The following is an 18,450-nucleotide window of genomic DNA, read 5'->3' as shown; positions in this document are numbered from 1 at the left end:
GCCTGAGCTCAGCCGAAGCGGCCGGTGATGTAGTCCTGCGTGCGCTTCTCGCGGGGCGACGTGAAGATCTTCTCGGTGCGGTCGAACTCGACCAGTTCGCCCAGATACATGAAGGCGGTCTGCTTCGACACGCGCGCCGCCTGCTGCATGTTGTGGGTGACGATGACGATCGTGTAGTCGGCTTGCAACTCGTCGATCAGCTCTTCGATCTTGGCGGTCGACAGCGGGTCAAGCGCCGAGGCCGGCTCGTCGAGCAGGATGACTTCCGGCTTCACCGCCACGGTGCGGGCGATGCAGAGTCGCTGCTGCTGGCCGCCGGAGAGGCTGAGGCCGCTGGCGTTGAGCTTGTCCTTGACCTCAGTCCACAGTGCGGCGCGCTTCAGCGCCTGCTCGACACGGCCGTCCATCTCGGACTTGCTGATCTTCTCGTAGAGCCTGACGCCGAAGGCGATGTTTTCATAGATCGACATCGGGAACGGCGTCGGCTTCTGGAATACCATGCCGATCTTGGTCCGCAGCAGATTGAGGTCCTGCGAGCGGTCGAGAACGTTCTGGCCGTCGAGCAGCACCTGGCCCTCGGCGGTCTGCTTGGGATAGAGCTCGTAGATGCGGTTGAAGACGCGCAGCAGCGTCGACTTCCCGCAGCCCGAAGGTCCGATGAAGGCGGTGACGCTGCGCTCGGGCAGCGACAGCGTGATGTCCTTCAGCGCCTTGCTCTGGCCGTAGTAGAAGTTGAGGTTCTTGACCTCGATCTTGGCCTTGCCGGCAATTGCCTCGGCGGCGATCGTCATGTCTGGAGACAACATCTGGCTCATTTGTCCTCTCTGCGTCCGGTCAGGCTGCGAGCAAAGATGCTGAGCGCGAGAACCGTCAATGTGATGATGAGTGCACCGGTCCAGGCCAGTTGCTGCCATTCCTCGTAAGGGCTGAGAGCAAACTGGAAGATGGTCACAGGCAGGCTGGCCATCGGCGCGTTGAGATTGCTCGACCAGAACTGGTTGTTGAGCGCTGTAAAGAGCAGTGGCGCCGTCTCGCCGGAGATACGGGCGATCGACAGCAATATGCCGGTGACGATGCCGGAAAGGGCGGCGCGGTAAGCGACCGACTTGATGACCACCCAGCGCGGCGCGCCGATCGCAGTGCCGGCTTCGCGCAACGCGTTCGGCACCAGGTTGAGCATGTCCTCGGTGGTGCGCACGACGACCGGGATGACCAGGATGGCAAGCGCGACGGCGCCGGCGATCGCCGAGAAATGCCCCATCGGCCGGACCATCAGTTCGTAGACGAACAGGCCGATGATGATCGACGGCGCCGACAAAAGGATGTCGTTGATGAAGCGCACCACGGTGGTGAGCTTCGAAAAGCGTCCGTACTCGGCCATGTAGGTGCCGGCCAGCACGCCGATTGGTGTACCGACGACGACGCCGATAATGGTCATCACGATGCTGCCGTAGATGGCGTTGAGCAGGCCACCGGCATCGCCGGGCGGCGGCGTCATTTCGGTGAACACCGCAAGATTGACGCCGGACAGGCCCTTGTAGAGCAGGGCGCCGAGGATGAGCGCCAGCCAGGCAAGTCCGATGCCCGCGGCGGCGACGCACAGCGTCATCATCACGGAATTCTTCCTCTTGCGGCTCTGATGAAGCGATGTGGCTGTCGACATCGGTCAGGCTCCCGTGCGGGCGTCAATGCGCATCAGCATGTAGCGTGCGATGGCGAGGATCAGGAAGGTGATGACGAACAGGATCAGGCCGAGCGCCACCAGCGAAGAGGTGTAGAGATCGCCAACGGCTTCGGTGAATTCGTTGGCGATGGTTGCGGAGATCGTCGTTGCCGGCGCGAACAGCGAGGTGCTGATGCGATGCGCGTTGCCGATGACGAAGGTCACTGCCATGGTTTCGCCGAGCGCGCGGCCGAGGCCGAGCATGACGCCGCCCATGATGCCGATCCTTGTGTAGGGAATGACCACGCGGCGGGTCACTTCCCAGGTCGTGCAGCCGATGCCGTAGGCGGACTCTTTCAGCACCGGCGGCACCGTGTCGAAGACGTCCTTGGTGATCGAGGTGATGAAAGGCAGCACCATGATGGCAAGGATCAGCGACGACGTCAAAAGGCCGATGCCGTAGGGCGGACCGGCAAACAGGCTGTTGAGGCCGGGAATGCCGTGGAACACGCTGATGATGAAGGGCTGCACGGTCGTCTGCAGGAAGGGCGCCAGCACGAACAGGCCCCAGATGCCGTAGATGATCGAAGGGATGCCGGCGAGCAGCTCAACCGCCATGCCGATCGGGCGCCGCAGCGGGCGCGGGCAAAGCTCGGTGAGGAAGATGGCGATGCCGATGCCGAGCGGCACGGCAATCAGGATGGCGATGGCGGACGTGATGATGGTGCCATAGATCGGCGCCAGCGCGCCGAATTTCTCGGTCACCGGATTCCAGCTTTCGCTGGTCAGGAAGGAGAAACCGAAGGTCGACAGGGCTTGCCAGGAGCCGGCAAACAGCGAGATCGCAACACCGCCGAGCAAGACCAGCACCAGTATGGCTGCGGCACGGGTCATTCCGTGAAAGATCGCGTCGGTCAGCGCGAAACGTCTGACAGTCGCGTCGCGCGAACCTCGAATGGCTGGCAAGGCTTCCTGGACAGCACTCATGTGAAGCTCGGCTTTTTTGAGTTGAGGGAAAAGGAGCGCCGCGGCGCGGCGCTCCTTCCAAGGGACGTTATTCGCCGACGTAGACGGGCTTGCCGTCAGCCTGGATGTCGGCCTTCCACGAAGCCTTGATCAGGTCGACGACGCTGTCGGGGATCGAGACGTAGTCGAGACCCTTGGCGGTTTCCTTGCCGTCCTTGTAGGCCCAGGCAAAGAACTTCAGCGCTTCGCCGGTCGCGGCAGCATCGTCGGGGGTCTTGTGGATCAGCACCCAGGTCGAAGCAGCGATCGGCCAGGTGGTATCGCCGGGTTCGTTGGTGATGATGACGTTGAAGTTCTTCGCGCCCTTGAAGTCGGCATTCGAAGCAGCCGAGCCGAAGGATTCGAGCGACGGCTCGACGACCTTGCCCGCGGCGTTCAACATCTTGGAGTACGACAGGTTGTTCTGCTTGGCGTAGGCATACTCGACGTAGCCGATGCCGCCGTCGGTCTGCTTGACGGTGTTGGCAACGCCTTCGCTGCCCTTTGCGCCGACGCCGGTCGGCCATTCGACGGCGGTGTCCGAACCAACCTTGTCCTTCCAGTCGGGGGACAGCTTGACCAGATAGTTGGTGAAGTTGAAGGTCGTGCCCGAGCCGTCCGAACGGTGGACGACGGCGATCGCCGTCGACGGCAGGGTCAGGGTCGGGTTCAGCGCCTTGATCGCGGCGTCGTCCCAGGTGGTGATGGCGCCAAGGTAGATCTGCGCGATCGTCTTGCCGTCAAGGATGAGTTCGCCCGGCTTGACGCCCGTCAGGTTGACGATCGGCACGATGCCGCCCATCACCATCGGGAACTGCACGAGGCCGTTCTTTTCCAGATCGGCATCGGACATCGGCTTGTCGGTGGCGCCGAAGGTCACGGTCTTGGCGATGACCTGCTTGATGCCGCCGCCCGAACCGATCGACTGGTAGTTGAGGCCGACGCCGGTGTCTTTCTTGTAGGTGTCGGCCCACTTGGCGAACACCGGATAGATGAAGGTCGAGCCGGCGCCGGAAAGGTCCGCGGCCATGGCTGCAGAAAGGGTGACGGTAGACGCTGTGGCCATTGCAATCGCAACGACCGCTGAGCGGATGAAATGTCTCATGTGGCCTGCTCCTGTTCGGAAGATGGTCTCTCGGCGCCATCCTCTCGGCGCCCGCTGAGGCCAATAGCCTTCGATTATAACAGTCGCATGACAGTTTCATGTCACCCCGGTAACGCGTCATCGGGGCGGGGAAAATGCCGGCCGGCCGGCGCTTGCGGCGGAGCCCGGCTTTGTGCCCGGAATCAGGCACTTGCGCCTTTTCATGCCGAGAGTGACCTGCGGTTTCGCGATCAACGCCTCGGCAAAGAAAATCCGGACGGGAACGCGTTGCTCTCAGCCATTTGTCGTGGCCGGGCCATCGCCGAAAACAGGTCCGTTGGGGTAGGTTGACGCTGTCTCATGCCGGCGGTCGCTGCTCCCGCCCGTAACTGGAAGAGCGGAATTCGAATGTGGCCATTGTCTCGGCTGGGCGTCGCTTTGGATATGGTGCGATCGCGCCATAGTCTTGCCTCAACGGGGGTCGCGAATCTCCGCCGTGTTCCCTCGGGCCGTCAGGGGTGCGACGCCGGCCTTACCCGACGTTGCGCTGAGCCTGGCGGCTGGCACCGACCCAGCGCTCGACCTTCTCGAGCAGGGCCCTTGGGCTGATCGGCTTGGGCAGGTAGTCGTCCATGCCGGCCTCCAGGCAGCGTTCGCGATCGCCCTTCAGCGCATGCGCGGTGACGCCCACGATCGGCACATGCGTGCCGGTTTCTTCCTCCAGCCGGCGAATGGCGGCGGTGGCTTCGAGCCCGTTCATCTCCGGCATCGAGACATCCATCAGGATCATGCACGGATTGAGCCGGCCGAAGGCGTCGAGCGCCTTGCGGCCATTGCCGACGATCTCGAAACCATAGCCGGTCTCGCCGAGAATCTGGGTGAACACCATCTGGTTCACCTCATTGTCCTCGGCCACCAGTATATCCAGCCTTTCGCCGCCGGCCGTCGCGGGTGGCCGGGGGCGGACCAAGGGCGGCTGCAACAGCGCCCGTTGTTCCGACGCCGGCGGCGGTGGCCGCACAACCTTGCCTGGAGGGATGTCGGCTGCCGGCGGATGGGTGTCGGCCGTGTTGTGGCGATGCCGCTGGATCGTCGCAACCAGCGTTTCCAGCAGCACCGATGACCGCGCCGGCTTGATCAGCTGCGCATCGATGCCGAGATCGCGATAGCTGGTGTTGGCGAGCGACTGGTCGACCGAGGTCAGCATGATGATCGGCGTGCCGGCAAGGCCAGCGGTGTTGCGCACGATCCGCGCCATTTCGGCGCCACTCATGCCCGGCATCTGGTAGTCGAGCACGACGCAGTCGACCGGCACGCCATAGGCGGCGGCCGCGATCAGCACCTTGAGACCCTCGGCGCCGCTTTCGGCCGCGCAGGAATCGAACGTCCACGATGTCATCTGCTCGGTCAGGATGGCCCGGTTGACGGCGTTGTCGTCGACGATCAGCACGCGCGCGCCGGTCACGTCGACAGGCGTGATGCGTTGCGCGTTCTGCTGTCCGGCCCGAGGCAGCGTGACGGTGAACCAGAAGGTCGAACCCTTGCCTTCGGCGCTCTCGACACCGATGTCGCCGCCCATCAGTTCGACGAGCCGCGAAGTGATGGCAAGACCAAGGCCGGTTCCCTCGTGCCGCCTCGTCGACGAGGTGTCGACCTGGCTGAATTTCTCGAACACGAGTTTCAGCTTTTCCTCGGGGATACCTATGCCGGTATCGGTGACCGAGATCGTCAGTTTCGTCCCGGTCGGAACCCTTTCGCCGGTGACATCGACCAGCACATGGCCTTCATCGGTGAACTTCACCGCGTTGCCGAGCAGGTTGGTGACGATCTGCCTGATGCGGCCGACATCGCCCACGAACAGGCTCTCGAGACGAGGCTCGATGCGCACGATGAGCTCGAGATCCTTCTCCTTGGCGCGTGTCGACACCAGTGTCGCCACATCCTCGATCGCCTCGGCAAGGTTGAACGGCGCCGGATCGAGCACCAGCTGGCCGGCGTCGATCTTGGAGAAATCCAGGATGTCGTTGATGATGGTGAGCAGCGCGTTGCCCGATTTGACGATGATGTCGGTGAACGTCTTCTGTTTCGAGTTGAGGTCCGATTTGGCCAGCAGTTCCGCCATGCCGAGCACGCCGTTCATCGGCGTGCGGATCTCGTGGCTCATATTGGCGAGGAATTCCGACTTGGCGCGGTCGGCGAGCACGGCGCGCTGCCGTGCCTCGCGCAGTTCGGCCTCGCGCGTCTTCAATTCGGTGATGTCGGTGGTCGATCCGATCAGGTAGAGCGAACCGTCGGAGGCGATCATCGCGCCCTTGCGGGCGAACTGATGCCTGACGGTGCCGTCGCCCAACGTCACAGTCTCTTCGACCTCCTGGGTTTCACCGGTGCGCAGCACCGCAAGGTCGCTGCCGACAAAGGCTTCGCCATCCGGCCCGAAGATCTCGATGTCGGTCTTGCCAATCGCCTCTTCCTTGGCGAAGCCGGTCAGGTCGCACCAGCCCTTGTTGACATAGAACTGCCTCAGATCGGAGCGCTTGGCGTAGATCGACACCGGTACGTTGTCGATCAGGCTGCGGAACACCTCGTTCTCGCGCATGCTTTCTTCCAGCGCGCGCTCGCGCGCCTTGACCTCGGTGATGTCGGTGCTCGAACCGACCAGATGCACCGATCCGTCCAGCGCCACCAGGCGGCTCTTGCGCGTCATCAATTGCCGGACCGTGCCGTCGCGATGGGTGACGGGTTCCTCGACCTCCTTGACGGCGCCCGTCACGGCGACCTCGGTGTCGTCATGGCTGTAGCTATCGCCGTCCTGCCCACCGAACAGCTGGCGGTCGGTGCGGCCGATGACCTCTTCCTTGGCGAGACCTGTTATCGCGCACCAGGCCTTGTTGACGAACTCGATGCTCAGGTCCTGCGCCTTGATGAAGGCAGCCACCGGTAGCTCGTCCAGCACGTGGCGGAACAGATCGATCTGGCGCATCGAGTCGCGCAACGCCTTCTCGCGGCTCTTGATCTCGGAGATGTCGACGCGAACGCCGATGAACGTGCCATCGTCGGTCCGCATGTCGTAGACCTGATACCAGCGGCCGTCGGGGTTGTGACGTTCGAACGAGGAACTGGACAGGCGATAGCGGGCAAGGATCGCGTCCAGCCAGAGATCGGGGTCGCCGTCGTAGAGCGTGTCGACTTGCGGGTCGCCGCTGTTGCGGAAGTAGCCGTTCGAACGGCCGAGAGCCAGCGCCTCGCGGAGTGTGCAGCCGGGCTGCCATACCGGTCTCAAAGCCGGCAGCGTGTCCTGGATCTTGCGGTTGGCGAAAACGAACTTGTCGTCGCGATCGTAGATGATGACGGCCGCCGGCAGGGATTCCAGCACGCTGGCGAGATGCTTGCGCGCATCTTCGGCCTCGGTCTCGCGGCGCTTCATGTCGGAAATGTCGAACAGGAAGCCGGCGACGTAGTTGCGGCCGCTGGCCATGCCGACGCGGCTCTTCCTGACGATCCGCGAGCGGCTGGCGCCATCGGCCTCGAAATTTTCTTCGACTTCGTAGGCACGTCCGCTGGCAAGCACGTCCCGTTCGCTCTGTTCGAAAAGCGCGACATTGCTGCCTGAGACGAAATCGCCGCCGGGCTTGCCAAGCATGGCTTGCGGCGTCTGGCCAAACAAGGCGGCGAACGCCTCGTTGACGAACACAAACCGCAACTGGTCGTCCTTGACGAAGATCGGATCCTTGACGGCGTTGATCACCGCTTCCGCCAGCCGCGCTTTCTCCAGCGCGTCGGCAAGTTCGGCCTCGCGATCCTTCATGTCGGTGACGTCGACATAGGAGATCAGCCGCTTGCCGCCGGCCAGCGGCGCCATCGACGAGATCAGCGTGCGGCCATCATTGCGCGGGAACTGTCGCGATCCGGCCGTGCCGGCCCTGATTTCCGCCTCGCGATCGGCCATATGCCGCTGCCATGTCGCCTCGTCGGCACCATACGGGTCGACGTCGCGGCTGGCGTCCATCAGCTCGCGGAAGCTGCAGCCGATCTCGGCGCGCCGGGCGTCGATCTGCCAGAAATCATAGAAGGCACGGTTGATGACTTCGGCGCGCAAATCGGCGTCGAGGACGAGGACACCGATCGGCATCTGGTCGACCATTGCGCGAAGGTTGGCGAAGGTCTCCGCGGTCCTGGCATTGGCTTTCTCGACTTCGGCGTCGCGAAGCTTCAGATCGGTGATGTCGTAGTAGGTGAGCAGGCGCTTGCCGCCGGACAGGGCGGTGACCGAGAACATCATGGTCCTGCCGTCGGCATGGGGGAACTCGCGTGGCGCAACGGAGCCGGCGCGGATCTCCTCGATGCGGGTGGCGAGGTAACGCTGCCATTGCTGTTCGTCGATATCGCCATAGATGCCGTTGCGGCGGTTGAGTTCCATCAACAGGCTGAACGGGGCGCCGACGGTCACGGCACCGTGCGGGATCCTGGAGAGGTCGCGATAAGCCTTGTTGACGATCAGCGTATCGAGCCTCGCGTCCAGAAGCACGACGCCCATGTGCATGGCGTCCATCGTCCGCTCGAGATCGGCAAGATGCTGGACGGGCTCGCTATCCGCCGCAGGCTTCCGCTCCAAGGCCCCGAAGGCGCCGGCCAGCGCCGTGACGTTGCGGCCAATGCCGCGATAGCCGGCAAATCCTCCCTCGCCATCGAACCTTGGAAAGCCCGACGTCAAGATCCAGCGGCAATCGGCGCGGCCGCCTTTCAGCTCGTGGACGAAGTCGCGAAACGGCCGATGCGCCTGCAGATCCGCCAGATGCGCGGCACCGCTGCGGTCGCCGTTCACCTGGTCGAGGAAGTCGACGCGGAACCGGCCAAGCACGTCAGCCGGATCGATGCCGGTGGCTGCCTGGTAGTTTTGCGAGAGCCAGGAGAAGCGCAGTTCAGCGTCGGTCTCCCAGACCCAGTCCGAACCGGCTTCGACCAGCTGGCGAAGCGTGTCGGTCGAATCCCTGTCCGCAGGGGACGGTAATGCATCGTCGCCATGCGCTGCCGATTTGCGAGGCCCGCGCTTGCCGCGCGCGCCAATTGTGTCGTCCGCTTCCGCCATGCCGTCCCACCCGAAAACCAAGGCCGAACCCTCCCCCGCGGTTCGTCGCCGGAATGTGCCCGACAAGCATTAACGATCCGCTAACCTTAACGGGCGGTTAGATATTTCGGTCGACACGGCCTGCGTTGTTCCGCCGGCTTGCCGGCAGGATCGAAGCCGCTATATAAGCTTCAAGGGATATTGCGGATGGTTGGACGGATCTCGCCTTGCTTCATGGGGCTGATGCTGCTTTTCGGCAGCGGCTGCTCGCGCACCTATGATGGCACCGTGGTCATCCCGAGGCCGCTCGATGTCAGGCGTTTCTGGGATCGGCCGCCACCGCGTGTCGAATACGAGCAGGTTGAAGACGGCGCCTTTCCGGTGGCGCCGCAGCCGCCGCAGCGACTTTCCGAGCGCAGGGTGGTGACCCATGCCCCGCCAAGACGGCACCGGACGAGGGTCTCGACCGCACCGGCCTCCGCGTCTGAACCGGCGAAGCTGCTGACGTGCAGAAACGTCACCGAGCCCGGCAAGAGAGCTCGCATGGTCTGCGAATAGCGATCGATTGGCAAATGCCTGTCATCAAGCTCTGCGTTCAGAGCGAGGCAGCGCCCTTTTTGGGTTCTCTCGCACCGAGCTTGTCGAGTGCGAGACGTACCTGACGCAAATCGTCCTGCCAGCCATCATCGTCGCCCATCGGGCTCTCCGACGCAGCCCGCTGCAGCCCACGAGCCTCGGATTCGATCTCGCGCAGTTCAGCGATTTTCTGTTCGGTGGTCAGGGAGCCGTCTTCGACGATCTCCAGCACCCTCATTTCCCTGAACGTTGCCATGGCGTTTCTCCTGGCTGATGTCGATCACAACGCCGTGAGCGTCCCTCTGTTCCAACTGTCCTTGTGTTCCAGACCATCCTTTATTTGTGTTTGAGCTTGAAACCTTTGCCTGGGCTTCAGCGTTGAATGGCCAGGAGAGAGGAGAACGCAGATGTCGATCCACTTCACGGTTTCGGACCTGACAAGGAACCTGTTTCACTCGCTGGGGCTGGATCACGAGCGTGCACCAAGGCCCCTCAATGCCGAGCAAAGCCTGTTGCTGGAATGTTATCTGGCCGGCCAGATTCCGGAATCGGCCTGGAACGATTATGTCTTCGAGACGCCTGACCTTGCCCGGCATGCCGAGGCGAGGCGCAGTCACCACTGAACCAGCATACCCCAAGAGCTGAGCGCACCGCCGTGGCAAGGCGGTTCCGGCTTCCCTGTCGCCTTTACTTGGGAGACGTGAATTGTAACGTGAACACGTTGCCGGCGACCCCTTGCGCCAGCTTCGACGAGAAGGTCAGGGGCAGGCAATTCTGCAAGGCCGTCGTCGCCGCGTCGACAAATGATTTTTTCGCCTTGGCGTCGCCGTTCACATGGATGGCTGTCGGCCTCGGGGGGCCGATCAGCGTGCCGTCCCGCTTGAAGCTGAAGCTCAAGGTAACGCTGGCAGTTCCGGCATCCGCCGGCGGCGTCCAGCATGCCTGGATCGCAGCCCCGACATCGCTCATGGTGTTGAGTTCAGCGGCATTTGAAGGATGAACGGCGCCTGCCAGCATCATCCCCGCAACCACAGCCTGCCTCGCAACGCTTTTCATCGCCAGCCCTCGTCTCACTCCTGACCGGCAGTCCATGCCGACTGCCGAAATGGATGGTAAGGCCAACGCCGGCAATGACAATATCTCTGGGCAAAAAGTTGACGCCGAAAATGCAACACCGGAGCAATTCCATGAAAGGTGTGAAACGGGTTTTCCGTCTGGAATTGCGTTAAAACAAGAAGATAGGACGTCACATCGACAGTGAGCGAAAGCAAAAAGGCCGGCATTGCGCCGACCTTTCCTTCCCACCTCGGCGCCAGTACATCCGTGGTCGCGGGGTGAATTATCGGTAGTAGACAGGGCTTTGGTTAACGAATCCTTAACCTGGCCCCCTTTAACCTCAGGCCTTGGCTTGCGATCTCACATAGGCGATGTAGCCGCGCACGTCGCCGGCAGGCTCGGCGTACGCCTTGCCGAGCTTCTTCTCGATCGCCGCCATATACTCCTTGGCCCATTTGGGCAGAGGATAATCGACGACCGCCAGGAACTCGAGCGTCGCCGCCAGGCGGATGTCGGCGATCGACGGGTTCTTGCCGCCGATGAATGGCTTGCCGTCCCTGAAGAAACTGTGGAAGACCTCCAGCGGCTCGGCAATCGCGGCCATCGCGGCCTTCTGGGCTTCGGACTTCTTGTCGGGGTGCGCGTCGCTATGGCCGACCTCGCCGGCATATTGCGGGAAGCCAAGGAACGGATAGGTGGCGCGCGCCACATAGGGGTAGAGCGTACCGACCAGATAGAACATGGCACTGTCGATCATCGCCCGCTTGGCCGGCGCCTTGGGATAGAATTTCTCCAGCCCGTGCTTGTTCGCCAGATACTGCATGATGGCGCAGCTTTCCCACAACACGCCCCTGGGAAGGCCCTTGTCCTCGATCATTGGCGTCAAATGCGAGGGGTTTCGCGCCGTGAATTCGGGCGAGCGGGTGTGGCCCCAGGCATCGGTCTCGTCGGCGCCCAGCCCGGCCGCGCGCGCGAACACCCGCACGGTCATGTTGTTAACGCTGGGCTTCAGCATGCTCAGCTTCACTGCAGGTTTCTTAGCCGGCTTCGCCTTGGCCTTCGCGGCGGGCTTGGCAGCAGCCTTCGCCGCTGGTTTTGCCGCCGCTTTCGCCGCCGGTTTTGCGGCCACCTTGGCCGCCGGTTTTTTCGCGCTCTTCGTAGCTGTCTTGGCCATTTGTTCCTCCCTCTGGCTTGTTCAGTATGGGTTCTTCGGTGCCCGGTCGTCCGACAAGGTTGCGCGGGAACGCTCGACGAGCGCCTGGATCGCATCGGCGAGATGCACTTCCGCAATGTTGTAGTCGCCGCGCCCGACACGCAGCCTGTGCGCTTCCATCAGCACGTCGGCATGGGTGAACCCCGCTGGCGGCTCGAAGCGGTAGGAGGCAAGTTCGATCAGCAGGCCGAGCGGATCCTCGAAATAGATCGAATCCATGAAGCCGCGATCCTTGACGCCGCTGTGCTTGATGCCGCGCTCGTCGAGCCGGCCAACCGCCTGCAGGAAGGTGACGCGCGACACCGAAAAGGCGATGTGGTGGACGCAACCCGGATCCGTCGGCGTGCGTCGCTTCTCCGGCGTGCGGCTCTCATCGGTGAAGATGGTGATCAGCCGGCCGTCGCCCGGATCGAAATAGAGGTGGCTCTCTTTTGCCTTGTCGAGGTTGGGCTGCTCGAAAATGAACGGCATGCCGAGCACGCCTTCCCAAAAATCGATCGAGGTCTGGCGCCCGGCGCCGACCAGCGTGATGTGATGCACGCCCTGCGATTGCAGTTTCTGCATTGGCCTTCCTCCCCGCGTGGCATCAACTGCCAGTCTGGACCTGCCCTGCACCCAGCGTTCTGCGCGCCGCTTGAGCCGTGCCTTAGGATCCACGCCGCAATGCTAATGCAATCGGCCCCGCCGCGCCAGAAGCGACGAGAGCAGAGAGATCGGATGATTGATGGAGAGAATGGTACGCCCAAGGGGAATCGAACCCCTGTTCCCGCCGTGAGAGGGCGGTGTCCTGACCGCTAGACGATGGGCGCGTTCAAGAACCGGCGATATAGGCTCACGGCTGGGAAAAAGCAACTGGGCTTCGCCGCTTTACCGCATCGCGGAAAAACCGGCCACAGGCCTACCGTTTCGGCTCGATCAGATCCCAGAGATTGCCATGCAGATCGGCGAAAACCGCCACCGTGCCATAGGGCTCGAAGCGCGGTGTCTCGCGAAATTCGACGCCCTTCTCCAGCATCGCCGCATGGTCGCGGGCAAAGTCGTCGGTTTCGAGGAACAGGAAGACACGGCCACCGGCCTGGTTACCGATGCTTTTCTTTTGTGCCTCGTCGGAAGCCTCGGCCAGCAACAGCTTCGCGCCGTGCCCGTCGGCCGGCGCCACCGTGACCCAGCGCTTGCCGCCGCCGAGATCGACATCCTCGACGAGGAGGAAGCCCAGCCGCTCGACATACCAGGCAATCGCCTCGTCATAGTTGGCGACGACCAGGGCGACGGTCGCGATGCGACGATATTCGGCGAACCCGGTCATTTGTTGCGGATTGCAAAGCGGCCGATCACACGGCGCTCTGTCATGTCGTAGACGAAGATCGTGCGGCTGCCGTCGGCAAGCTCGGTGTCTATGGACACGCGGTTGCCGGACAGCGACTGGCTGACCACCTTGGCCCCGACCGGCAGCACGATGTCGCCGCTGACTGGCTCGCCGGCCGGCATCTGGATGTCGCCGGCCAGCGGCGGGTTCGCCGGCGGCGCGTTGCGCGCTTTGTAGACAAGGGCGCCGATCACCACCATAAGGGCAAGGAACAGCAGGCCGAGATTGATCCCGACGAAGCGGACGAGTTTCCTGCGCACCTTTTCGACCTCGGGGTCGAGCGGTTTCTCCTGATCTTCCTCGGCAATTGGGCTGGCCATGGCAAATAGTCCGGAACGGTTTTTCAATGAGCGCTCATAGCGAAGAGGCCCCTGAATTGATAGAGGACCAATTCATAGCGGCGGCGCCCACCGTGCTGGTGGCGCGCGCGGATGCGGCCGGTCAGCGCCTCGACCAATGGCTGGCTGCGAGCCTCGGCCCGGACATGTCGCGCAGCCGCGTGCAGATGCTGATCAGGCAGGGCGCGGTTTCGATTGACGGCAAGCCGGTCGACGAGACCAAACGCAAGATGACGCCGGGCGAAAGCGTCTCGGTCGCCATGCCGGAGCCGGAACCAGCGGAGCCACAGGGCGAGAACATCGCGCTCGATGTGCTCTATGAGGACGACGAATTGATCGTCATCAACAAGCCGGCTGGCCTTGTCGTGCATCCCGGCGCCGGCAATTGGACCGGCACGCTGGTCAACGCGCTGATCCATCATTGCGGCGACAGCCTTTCCGGCATCGGCGGCGTGCGCCGTCCGGGCATCGTCCACCGCCTCGACAAGGAGACCAGCGGCGTCATGGTGGTCGCCAAGACCGATCGCGCCCACAAGTCGCTGTCCGAAGCCTTCGCCGATCACGGCCTGACCGGCGATCTCGAACGCGCCTATCTGGCTTTGGTCTGGGGCATACCGCAGCGGCCGACGGGCACGGTCGACGCGCCGCTCGGCCGCGCCGCCGACCGCGTGCGCCGCGCCGTGGTGCCGGAAGGACGCGACGACGCTCGCCATGCCGTCACCCACTTTACCGTGCGAGAGCGCTTCGGCGTCGATCAGCAGGAATTCGCCACGGCCAGCCTGGTCGAATGCCGGCTCGAGACCGGCCGCACCCACCAGATCCGCGTCCACATGGCGCATATCGGCCATCCGGTGATTGGCGACCCCGACTATGGCCAGGCCTTCCGCACCAAGGCCAACCGGCTGCCTGAACCGCTGAAAAGCCAGGTCAAGGCATTTTCCCGGCAGGCTTTGCATGCCTGGCTGCTTGCATTTCGCCACCCGACTACCCATTTAACGATGAGTTTCGAGGCGCCGATACCGAGGGACATGGAGGAACTCGTCGGCGGTTTCCGCAAGCTCTGAACCGGTCACCAACAAGCTTCAAGCTAGCCATCAAAAAACCTGACTGGCATTGTTCACTTCAGCGTGACACACTGTTTCGTGTTGAACAAACGCCTGTCTTTTCTGGTTTTGTTCCTGTATATATCTGATGTCGCGGGCGAGCCTTTTGGTGCTCGCGTCACATGCCCGCCGCGTTTCGGGGGCATCACTCCAATAGAGAGGGGGCGCTATCATGGCCCAGTCACTACCCAGTATTGTTTCCGGCGAAGGCGGCCTCAGCCGCTACCTGGAAGAAATCCGCCGCTTTCCCATGCTGCAGCCGCAGGAAGAGTACATGCTCGCAAAGCGTTATGCCGAGCATGAGGACACCACGGCCGCGCACAAGCTCGTCACCAGCCACCTCCGGCTCGTCGCCAAGATCGCCATGGGCTATCGCGGCTACGGCCTGCCGATCGGCGAGGTGATCTCGGAAGGCAATGTCGGCCTGATGCAGGCCGTCAAGAAATTCGAACCGGAGCGCGGCTTCCGCCTCGCGACTTATGCCATGTGGTGGATCAAGGCCTCGATCCAGGAGTACATCCTGCGCTCGTGGAGCCTGGTCAAGATGGGCACGACCGCCAACCAGAAGCGCCTGTTCTTCAACCTGCGCAAGGTGAAGGGCAAGATCCAGGCGCTGGATGACGGCGACCTCAAGCCCGACCAGATCGCCGAGATCGCCACAAGGCTGAACGTTTCCGAAGCCGAAGTGGTGTCGATGAACCGCCGCCTGTCGGGCGACGCCTCGCTCAACGCCCCGATCCGGGCGAGCGAAGGCGAATCCGGCGAATGGCAGGACTGGCTGGTCGACGACCATGAAAGCCAGGAAGAGATGCTGATCGAGCAGGACGAGCTGGAAAACCGGCGCGGCATGCTGTCGGGCGCTCTTGCCGTGCTCAACGAGCGCGAGCGGCGCATCTTCGAGGCTCGTCGCCTCGCCGAGGAGCCGCTGACCCTGGAAGAGCTGTCGGCCGAGTTCGACATCAGCCGCGAGCGCGTGCGCCAGATCGAGGTGCGCGCCTTCGAGAAGGTGCAGGACGCGGTCAAGGCCGCCGCCAAGCGCCAGACCCAGGCGCTGCGCACCATCGAGGCGCAGCCGGCGGCTTAAGGCCAGCTCGGCAACAAAAATACAAAGGCGGCGTCAGGAAACTGACGCCGCCTTTTTTGTAGCGCTGTCTAGAGCAATTCCAGGAAAAGTGTGAAACGGTTTTCCCGGGAAAAGCGCATAGCGCTTTCCCTTTGGGAACTGCGTCAAAACAAAGAGATAGAGCGGTTCGGCGTTTCCGTGAAACGGTGAACCGCTCTGGCGCCGTCAGGTCAAAGCGAGTCCAGCGGAAATTTCAGATACCGCCGGCCATTGGCTTCCGGGTCCGGCAACCGTCCGCCATTCATGTTGACCTGCAGCGCATGCAGGATCAGCCTCGGCATCGGCAGTGTCCTGTCGCGGGTTTCGCGCAGGGCAACGAAATCAGCCTCGGTGCGCGCGGCAACGAGGTGGGTATTGCTGGCCTTCTGCATCGCGACCGTGCTTTCCCACAACGGCTCTCGTCCGCCGGGCTGATAGTCATGGCCGACGAAAACGCGCGTCTCGTCCGGCAATGCCAGGATGTCCTGGATCGAGTGCCACAACCGCGCTGCACTGCCGCCGGGAAAGTCCGCCCTCGCGGTGCCGCTGTCGGGCACGAACAGCGTATCGTGGACGAAGGCGGCATCGCCGATCACATAGGTGATCGAGGCCAGCGTGTGCCCGGGGGAGAACAGCACGGTGACTGGAAGGGTGCCGATCCGGAAGGTTTCGCCTCCTCCGAACAGCCTGTCCCATTGCGAACCGTCGGCGGGAAAATTCGGCCAGTTGTAGATCGCCTTCCACAGTTTCTGGACGTCGACGATCCTCTCGCCGATCGCCGTGGGCGCGCCGGTCTTCTGCTTCAGATAGTGCGCCGACGAGAAATGATCGGCATGCGGATGGGTATCGAGGATCCACTCGACGCCCAGCCCCTGCTCGCTGACGAAGTCGAGCAGAGCATCGGCGCTCTTCGTCGCCGTGGCGCCGGACCTCTCGTCGAAGTCGAGGATCGGATCGATGATGGCGCATCGTTTCGTCGCCGGGTCGGCGACGACATACTGGATGGCCCCGGTCGACTTATCATAGAAGCCGCTGACCTGCGGCCTGGCCAAAGCTAGGTCCAATTTCAGCTCCCCCAACCCTTGATGCATGTCGCCCAAAAGTGGCCCCGGCTTTGGGAGAACGACATGCATAACAACTCAGACCTCGGCACGCCGTCTCAATCCGTTCAGAAACGACGCGCTTTGGTCGGCAGGAATGATTTTCTCTACCGGCACCCAAGGAGAGCATGGTTGCCCCCTCGCGCGACCCAGTCAAGTATCATTTCGCCCGCTGCGGCGAGAAAGCCAAAAACCGTTCCGAAGCGCTCAGGCGGATGGCTGCTTGGTCTTCCTGAGATAGGGCAGGATGGTCTCGTAGGCGCCGAAACGCTTGATTGCATCCTCATTGGAGACGGCGGCGGTGATGATGACATCCTCCCCCTGCTTCCAGTTCGCCGGCGTCGCTACCTGGTGTTTGGCGGTCAGCTGCATGGAATCGACTGCGCGCAGGATCTCGTCGAAGTTACGGCCCGTGGTCATTGGGTAGGTGAGCACCAGCTTGATCTTCTTGTCCGGCCCGATGACATAGACCGAGCGCACCGTGGCGTTGTCGGCGGGCGTGCGACCCTCCGACGTCTCGCCGGCGCCGCCCGGCAGCATGTCGTAGAGCTTGGCGACCTTGAGGTCCCTGTCGCCGATCAGCGGATAGTTCACCGAGTGGCCGGTCGCCGTCTTGATGTCGTCCTGCCATTTGCCGTGGCTTTCGACCGGATCGACCGAAATGCCGATGATCTTGACATTGCGTTTCTTGAACTCGCCCTCCAGCCCGGCCATCGTGCCAAGCTCGGTCGTGCAGACCGGGGTGAAATTCTTCGGGTGGCTGAACAGGATCGCCCAGCCGTCACCGATCCATTCATGGAACTTGATCGTCCCTTGCGTGGTCTCGGCGGTGAAGTCCGGCGCGATGTCGTTGATACGAAGGCTCATGGCACATCTCCCCTGAAACAAATTCTGCCAGCAGAGAGGGCTACGGGCGGCAAACCATGCCGCCATCAAGGCGTCCCCACGCTCCGGCATTGCTGCATCTTAGCGCAAAAATCGCGGCCGCGAGATAATATGAAACTCTTGTCGGCGGCAGAACGAACATTTTTGTGCTGCAGACGGCAACGCCAGCGCATGCGAGCCACGAGCCACGTGTGGGCAGGAAGGCTCCGTGCGCCTCAGGCCTTGTTGACCGCCAGCGTCTCCGTCAGATCTTCCATACGCTGCGCCAGTGCACCAAGCGCGTTGGTCAGCACACTGTCGTTCTTGTCGGCCTTGGTCAGCGCATCGTCGCGCGTCTTGCGCAAGGTCAGCACTTCACTTTCCATGCCCTTGACGCGCTTCTGCAACTCCGAGAGCTCGTCCATCACCATGATGCCGGCCATGACGGTCAGCCGCTGGTCGCCGATCTCGCCAAATGAGTCCTTCAGATGCAAGACATAGCGGTCGAAGCGTTCGGCAAGATCGATCAGATGCTCTTCCTGGCCTTCGTCGCAGGCCATCCGATACTGCTTGCCGTCGATGGAAACCGTGACCTGTGCCATGAGCCTACCTGTCCAGCCCTATCTGTCCAACACAGCGCGGATGGTTTCCATGGCGGTCACCAGCCGTCGCGACACTTCCTTGTTGGCGTCTTCCAGCCTTTCGGCGCGCGCTTCGGAATTGTCGAGTTCTTGCGCCAACCGGGATCTGTCGGCATTCATCCGCTGTACCTCGGCCTCGGCTTCCGAGTAATCGCGTTCATGCTCGAGCTTGGCCGCGACGGCATTTTCCAGCCCCTCGATGGCCTTACTCAGCCTGGAGATGACTTCCTTGAGCGTGGTTTCCCCGGTCATGGCCTTCGTCCTGTGCCCTGCC

19 protein-coding genes and 1 tRNA gene are annotated in these 18,450 nt (G+C 62.6%); 4 read left to right on the top strand and 16 right to left on the bottom strand.

The window, feature by feature from the left end; all coding sequences use genetic code 11:
• Positions 1–8 precede the first annotated feature (8 nt).
• The 5 genes from pstB to AC1DYW_RS23315 all read right to left on the bottom strand — a co-directional run bounded on the left by pstB (position 9) and on the right by AC1DYW_RS23315 (position 8,838).
• The gene (pstB, locus tag AC1DYW_RS23335; protein WP_095089320.1) at positions 9–815 is read right to left on the bottom strand and encodes a phosphate ABC transporter ATP-binding protein PstB; all 807 of its coding nucleotides are present in this window, start codon (positions 813–815) and stop codon (positions 9–11) included.
• Complete coding sequence (gene pstA / locus AC1DYW_RS23330) at positions 812–1,663, bottom strand: phosphate ABC transporter permease PstA (RefSeq protein ID WP_477227750.1); 852 nt, start codon at positions 1,661–1,663, stop codon at positions 812–814. The genes pstB and pstA overlap by 4 nt, the downstream gene beginning before the upstream one ends.
• A 3-nt stretch (positions 1,664–1,666) precedes the next feature.
• A complete protein-coding gene (gene pstC, locus AC1DYW_RS23325) occupies positions 1,667–2,650 on the bottom strand; it encodes a phosphate ABC transporter permease subunit PstC (protein ID WP_477227749.1) in 984 nt (327 codons plus the stop codon).
• 67 nt (positions 2,651–2,717) lie between these two features.
• Positions 2,718–3,773, bottom strand: coding sequence for a phosphate ABC transporter substrate-binding protein PstS (gene pstS / locus AC1DYW_RS23320; protein WP_095089324.1), 1,056 nt, complete (start codon positions 3,771–3,773; stop codon positions 2,718–2,720).
• 511 nt (positions 3,774–4,284) lie between these two features.
• A complete protein-coding gene (locus tag AC1DYW_RS23315; RefSeq protein ID WP_477227748.1) occupies positions 4,285–8,838 on the bottom strand; it encodes a PAS domain-containing hybrid sensor histidine kinase/response regulator in 4,554 nt (1,517 codons plus the stop codon).
• Between the two features lie 186 nt (positions 8,839–9,024).
• On the opposite strand from AC1DYW_RS23315, the gene AC1DYW_RS23310 reads away from it, so the two are divergent.
• Positions 9,025–9,375, top strand: a complete 351-nt coding sequence (locus AC1DYW_RS23310) for a hypothetical protein (protein WP_477227747.1) — start codon at positions 9,025–9,027, stop codon at positions 9,373–9,375.
• Between the two features lie 37 nt (positions 9,376–9,412).
• Here AC1DYW_RS23310 and AC1DYW_RS23305 read toward each other — a convergent pair whose 3' ends face one another.
• Positions 9,413–9,649, bottom strand: a complete 237-nt coding sequence (locus AC1DYW_RS23305; RefSeq protein WP_095089328.1) for a hypothetical protein — start codon at positions 9,647–9,649, stop codon at positions 9,413–9,415.
• A gap of 151 nt (positions 9,650–9,800) precedes the next feature.
• Between AC1DYW_RS23305 and AC1DYW_RS23300 the strand changes: the two genes are divergently transcribed.
• Entirely contained in the window at positions 9,801–10,016 is a 216-nt protein-coding gene (locus tag AC1DYW_RS23300; RefSeq protein ID WP_111544419.1) for a hypothetical protein, read from the top strand.
• A gap of 64 nt (positions 10,017–10,080) precedes the next feature.
• Here the strand turns inward: AC1DYW_RS23300 and AC1DYW_RS23295 are convergent, their stop codons facing one another.
• The 6 genes from AC1DYW_RS23295 to AC1DYW_RS23270 all read right to left on the bottom strand — a co-directional run bounded on the left by AC1DYW_RS23295 (position 10,081) and on the right by AC1DYW_RS23270 (position 13,348).
• The gene (locus AC1DYW_RS23295) at positions 10,081–10,449 is read right to left on the bottom strand and encodes a hypothetical protein (RefSeq protein WP_457153492.1); all 369 of its coding nucleotides are present in this window, start codon (positions 10,447–10,449) and stop codon (positions 10,081–10,083) included.
• 340 nt (positions 10,450–10,789) lie between these two features.
• Positions 10,790–11,623, bottom strand: coding sequence for a glutathione S-transferase family protein (locus AC1DYW_RS23290; protein WP_477227746.1), 834 nt, complete (start codon positions 11,621–11,623; stop codon positions 10,790–10,792).
• A 21-nt stretch (positions 11,624–11,644) separates the two neighbouring features.
• Positions 11,645–12,226 (bottom strand): VOC family protein, encoded by a 582-nt coding sequence (locus AC1DYW_RS23285; RefSeq protein WP_477227745.1) that lies wholly within the window; start codon positions 12,224–12,226, stop codon positions 11,645–11,647.
• 170 nt (positions 12,227–12,396) lie between these two features.
• Positions 12,397–12,471: transfer RNA gene (locus AC1DYW_RS23280), tRNA-Glu, on the bottom strand.
• A gap of 89 nt (positions 12,472–12,560) precedes the next feature.
• Entirely contained in the window at positions 12,561–12,968 is a 408-nt protein-coding gene (locus AC1DYW_RS23275; RefSeq protein ID WP_477227744.1) for a VOC family protein, read from the bottom strand.
• On the bottom strand, positions 12,965–13,348 hold the full coding sequence (locus AC1DYW_RS23270; protein ID WP_477227743.1) for a fimbrial protein: 384 nt from the start codon (positions 13,346–13,348) through the stop codon (positions 12,965–12,967). Before AC1DYW_RS23270 ends, AC1DYW_RS23275 begins: the two co-directional genes overlap by 4 nt.
• A gap of 26 nt (positions 13,349–13,374) precedes the next feature.
• Here AC1DYW_RS23270 and AC1DYW_RS23265 point away from each other — a divergent pair, with 26 nt between their 5' ends.
• Positions 13,375–14,430 carry an RluA family pseudouridine synthase gene (locus AC1DYW_RS23265; protein ID WP_477227742.1) on the top strand — a complete coding sequence of 352 codons (1,056 nt, stop codon included), beginning with the start codon at positions 13,375–13,377 and terminating at the stop codon, positions 14,428–14,430.
• A gap of 211 nt (positions 14,431–14,641) precedes the next feature.
• The gene (gene rpoH / locus AC1DYW_RS23260; RefSeq protein ID WP_095089340.1) at positions 14,642–15,553 is read left to right on the top strand and encodes an RNA polymerase sigma factor RpoH; all 912 of its coding nucleotides are present in this window, start codon (positions 14,642–14,644) and stop codon (positions 15,551–15,553) included.
• Between the two features lie 209 nt (positions 15,554–15,762).
• On the opposite strand, the gene AC1DYW_RS23255 is transcribed toward rpoH, so the two are convergent.
• The 4 genes from AC1DYW_RS23255 to AC1DYW_RS23240 all read right to left on the bottom strand — a co-directional run bounded on the left by AC1DYW_RS23255 (position 15,763) and on the right by AC1DYW_RS23240 (position 18,428).
• The gene (locus AC1DYW_RS23255) at positions 15,763–16,662 is read right to left on the bottom strand and encodes an MBL fold metallo-hydrolase (RefSeq protein WP_457153493.1); all 900 of its coding nucleotides are present in this window, start codon (positions 16,660–16,662) and stop codon (positions 15,763–15,765) included.
• 216 nt (positions 16,663–16,878) lie between these two features.
• A complete protein-coding gene (locus AC1DYW_RS23250) occupies positions 16,879–17,538 on the bottom strand; it encodes a peroxiredoxin (RefSeq protein WP_477227741.1) in 660 nt (219 codons plus the stop codon).
• Between the two features lie 233 nt (positions 17,539–17,771).
• Complete coding sequence (locus AC1DYW_RS23245; protein ID WP_095089345.1) at positions 17,772–18,137, bottom strand: cell division protein ZapA; 366 nt, start codon at positions 18,135–18,137, stop codon at positions 17,772–17,774.
• Between the two features lie 18 nt (positions 18,138–18,155).
• Positions 18,156–18,428: a DUF4164 domain-containing protein gene (locus tag AC1DYW_RS23240; RefSeq protein WP_457154879.1), complete on the bottom strand. Its 273-nt coding sequence runs from the start codon at positions 18,426–18,428 to the stop codon at positions 18,156–18,158.
• Between the last annotated feature and the right edge of the window lie 22 nt (positions 18,429–18,450).

This window comes from Mesorhizobium sp. P2_D5, from assembly GCF_056404355.1.
The sequence above is the reverse complement of the archived record's forward strand: the minus strand, read 5'-3'. Positions and strand labels throughout refer to the sequence as shown.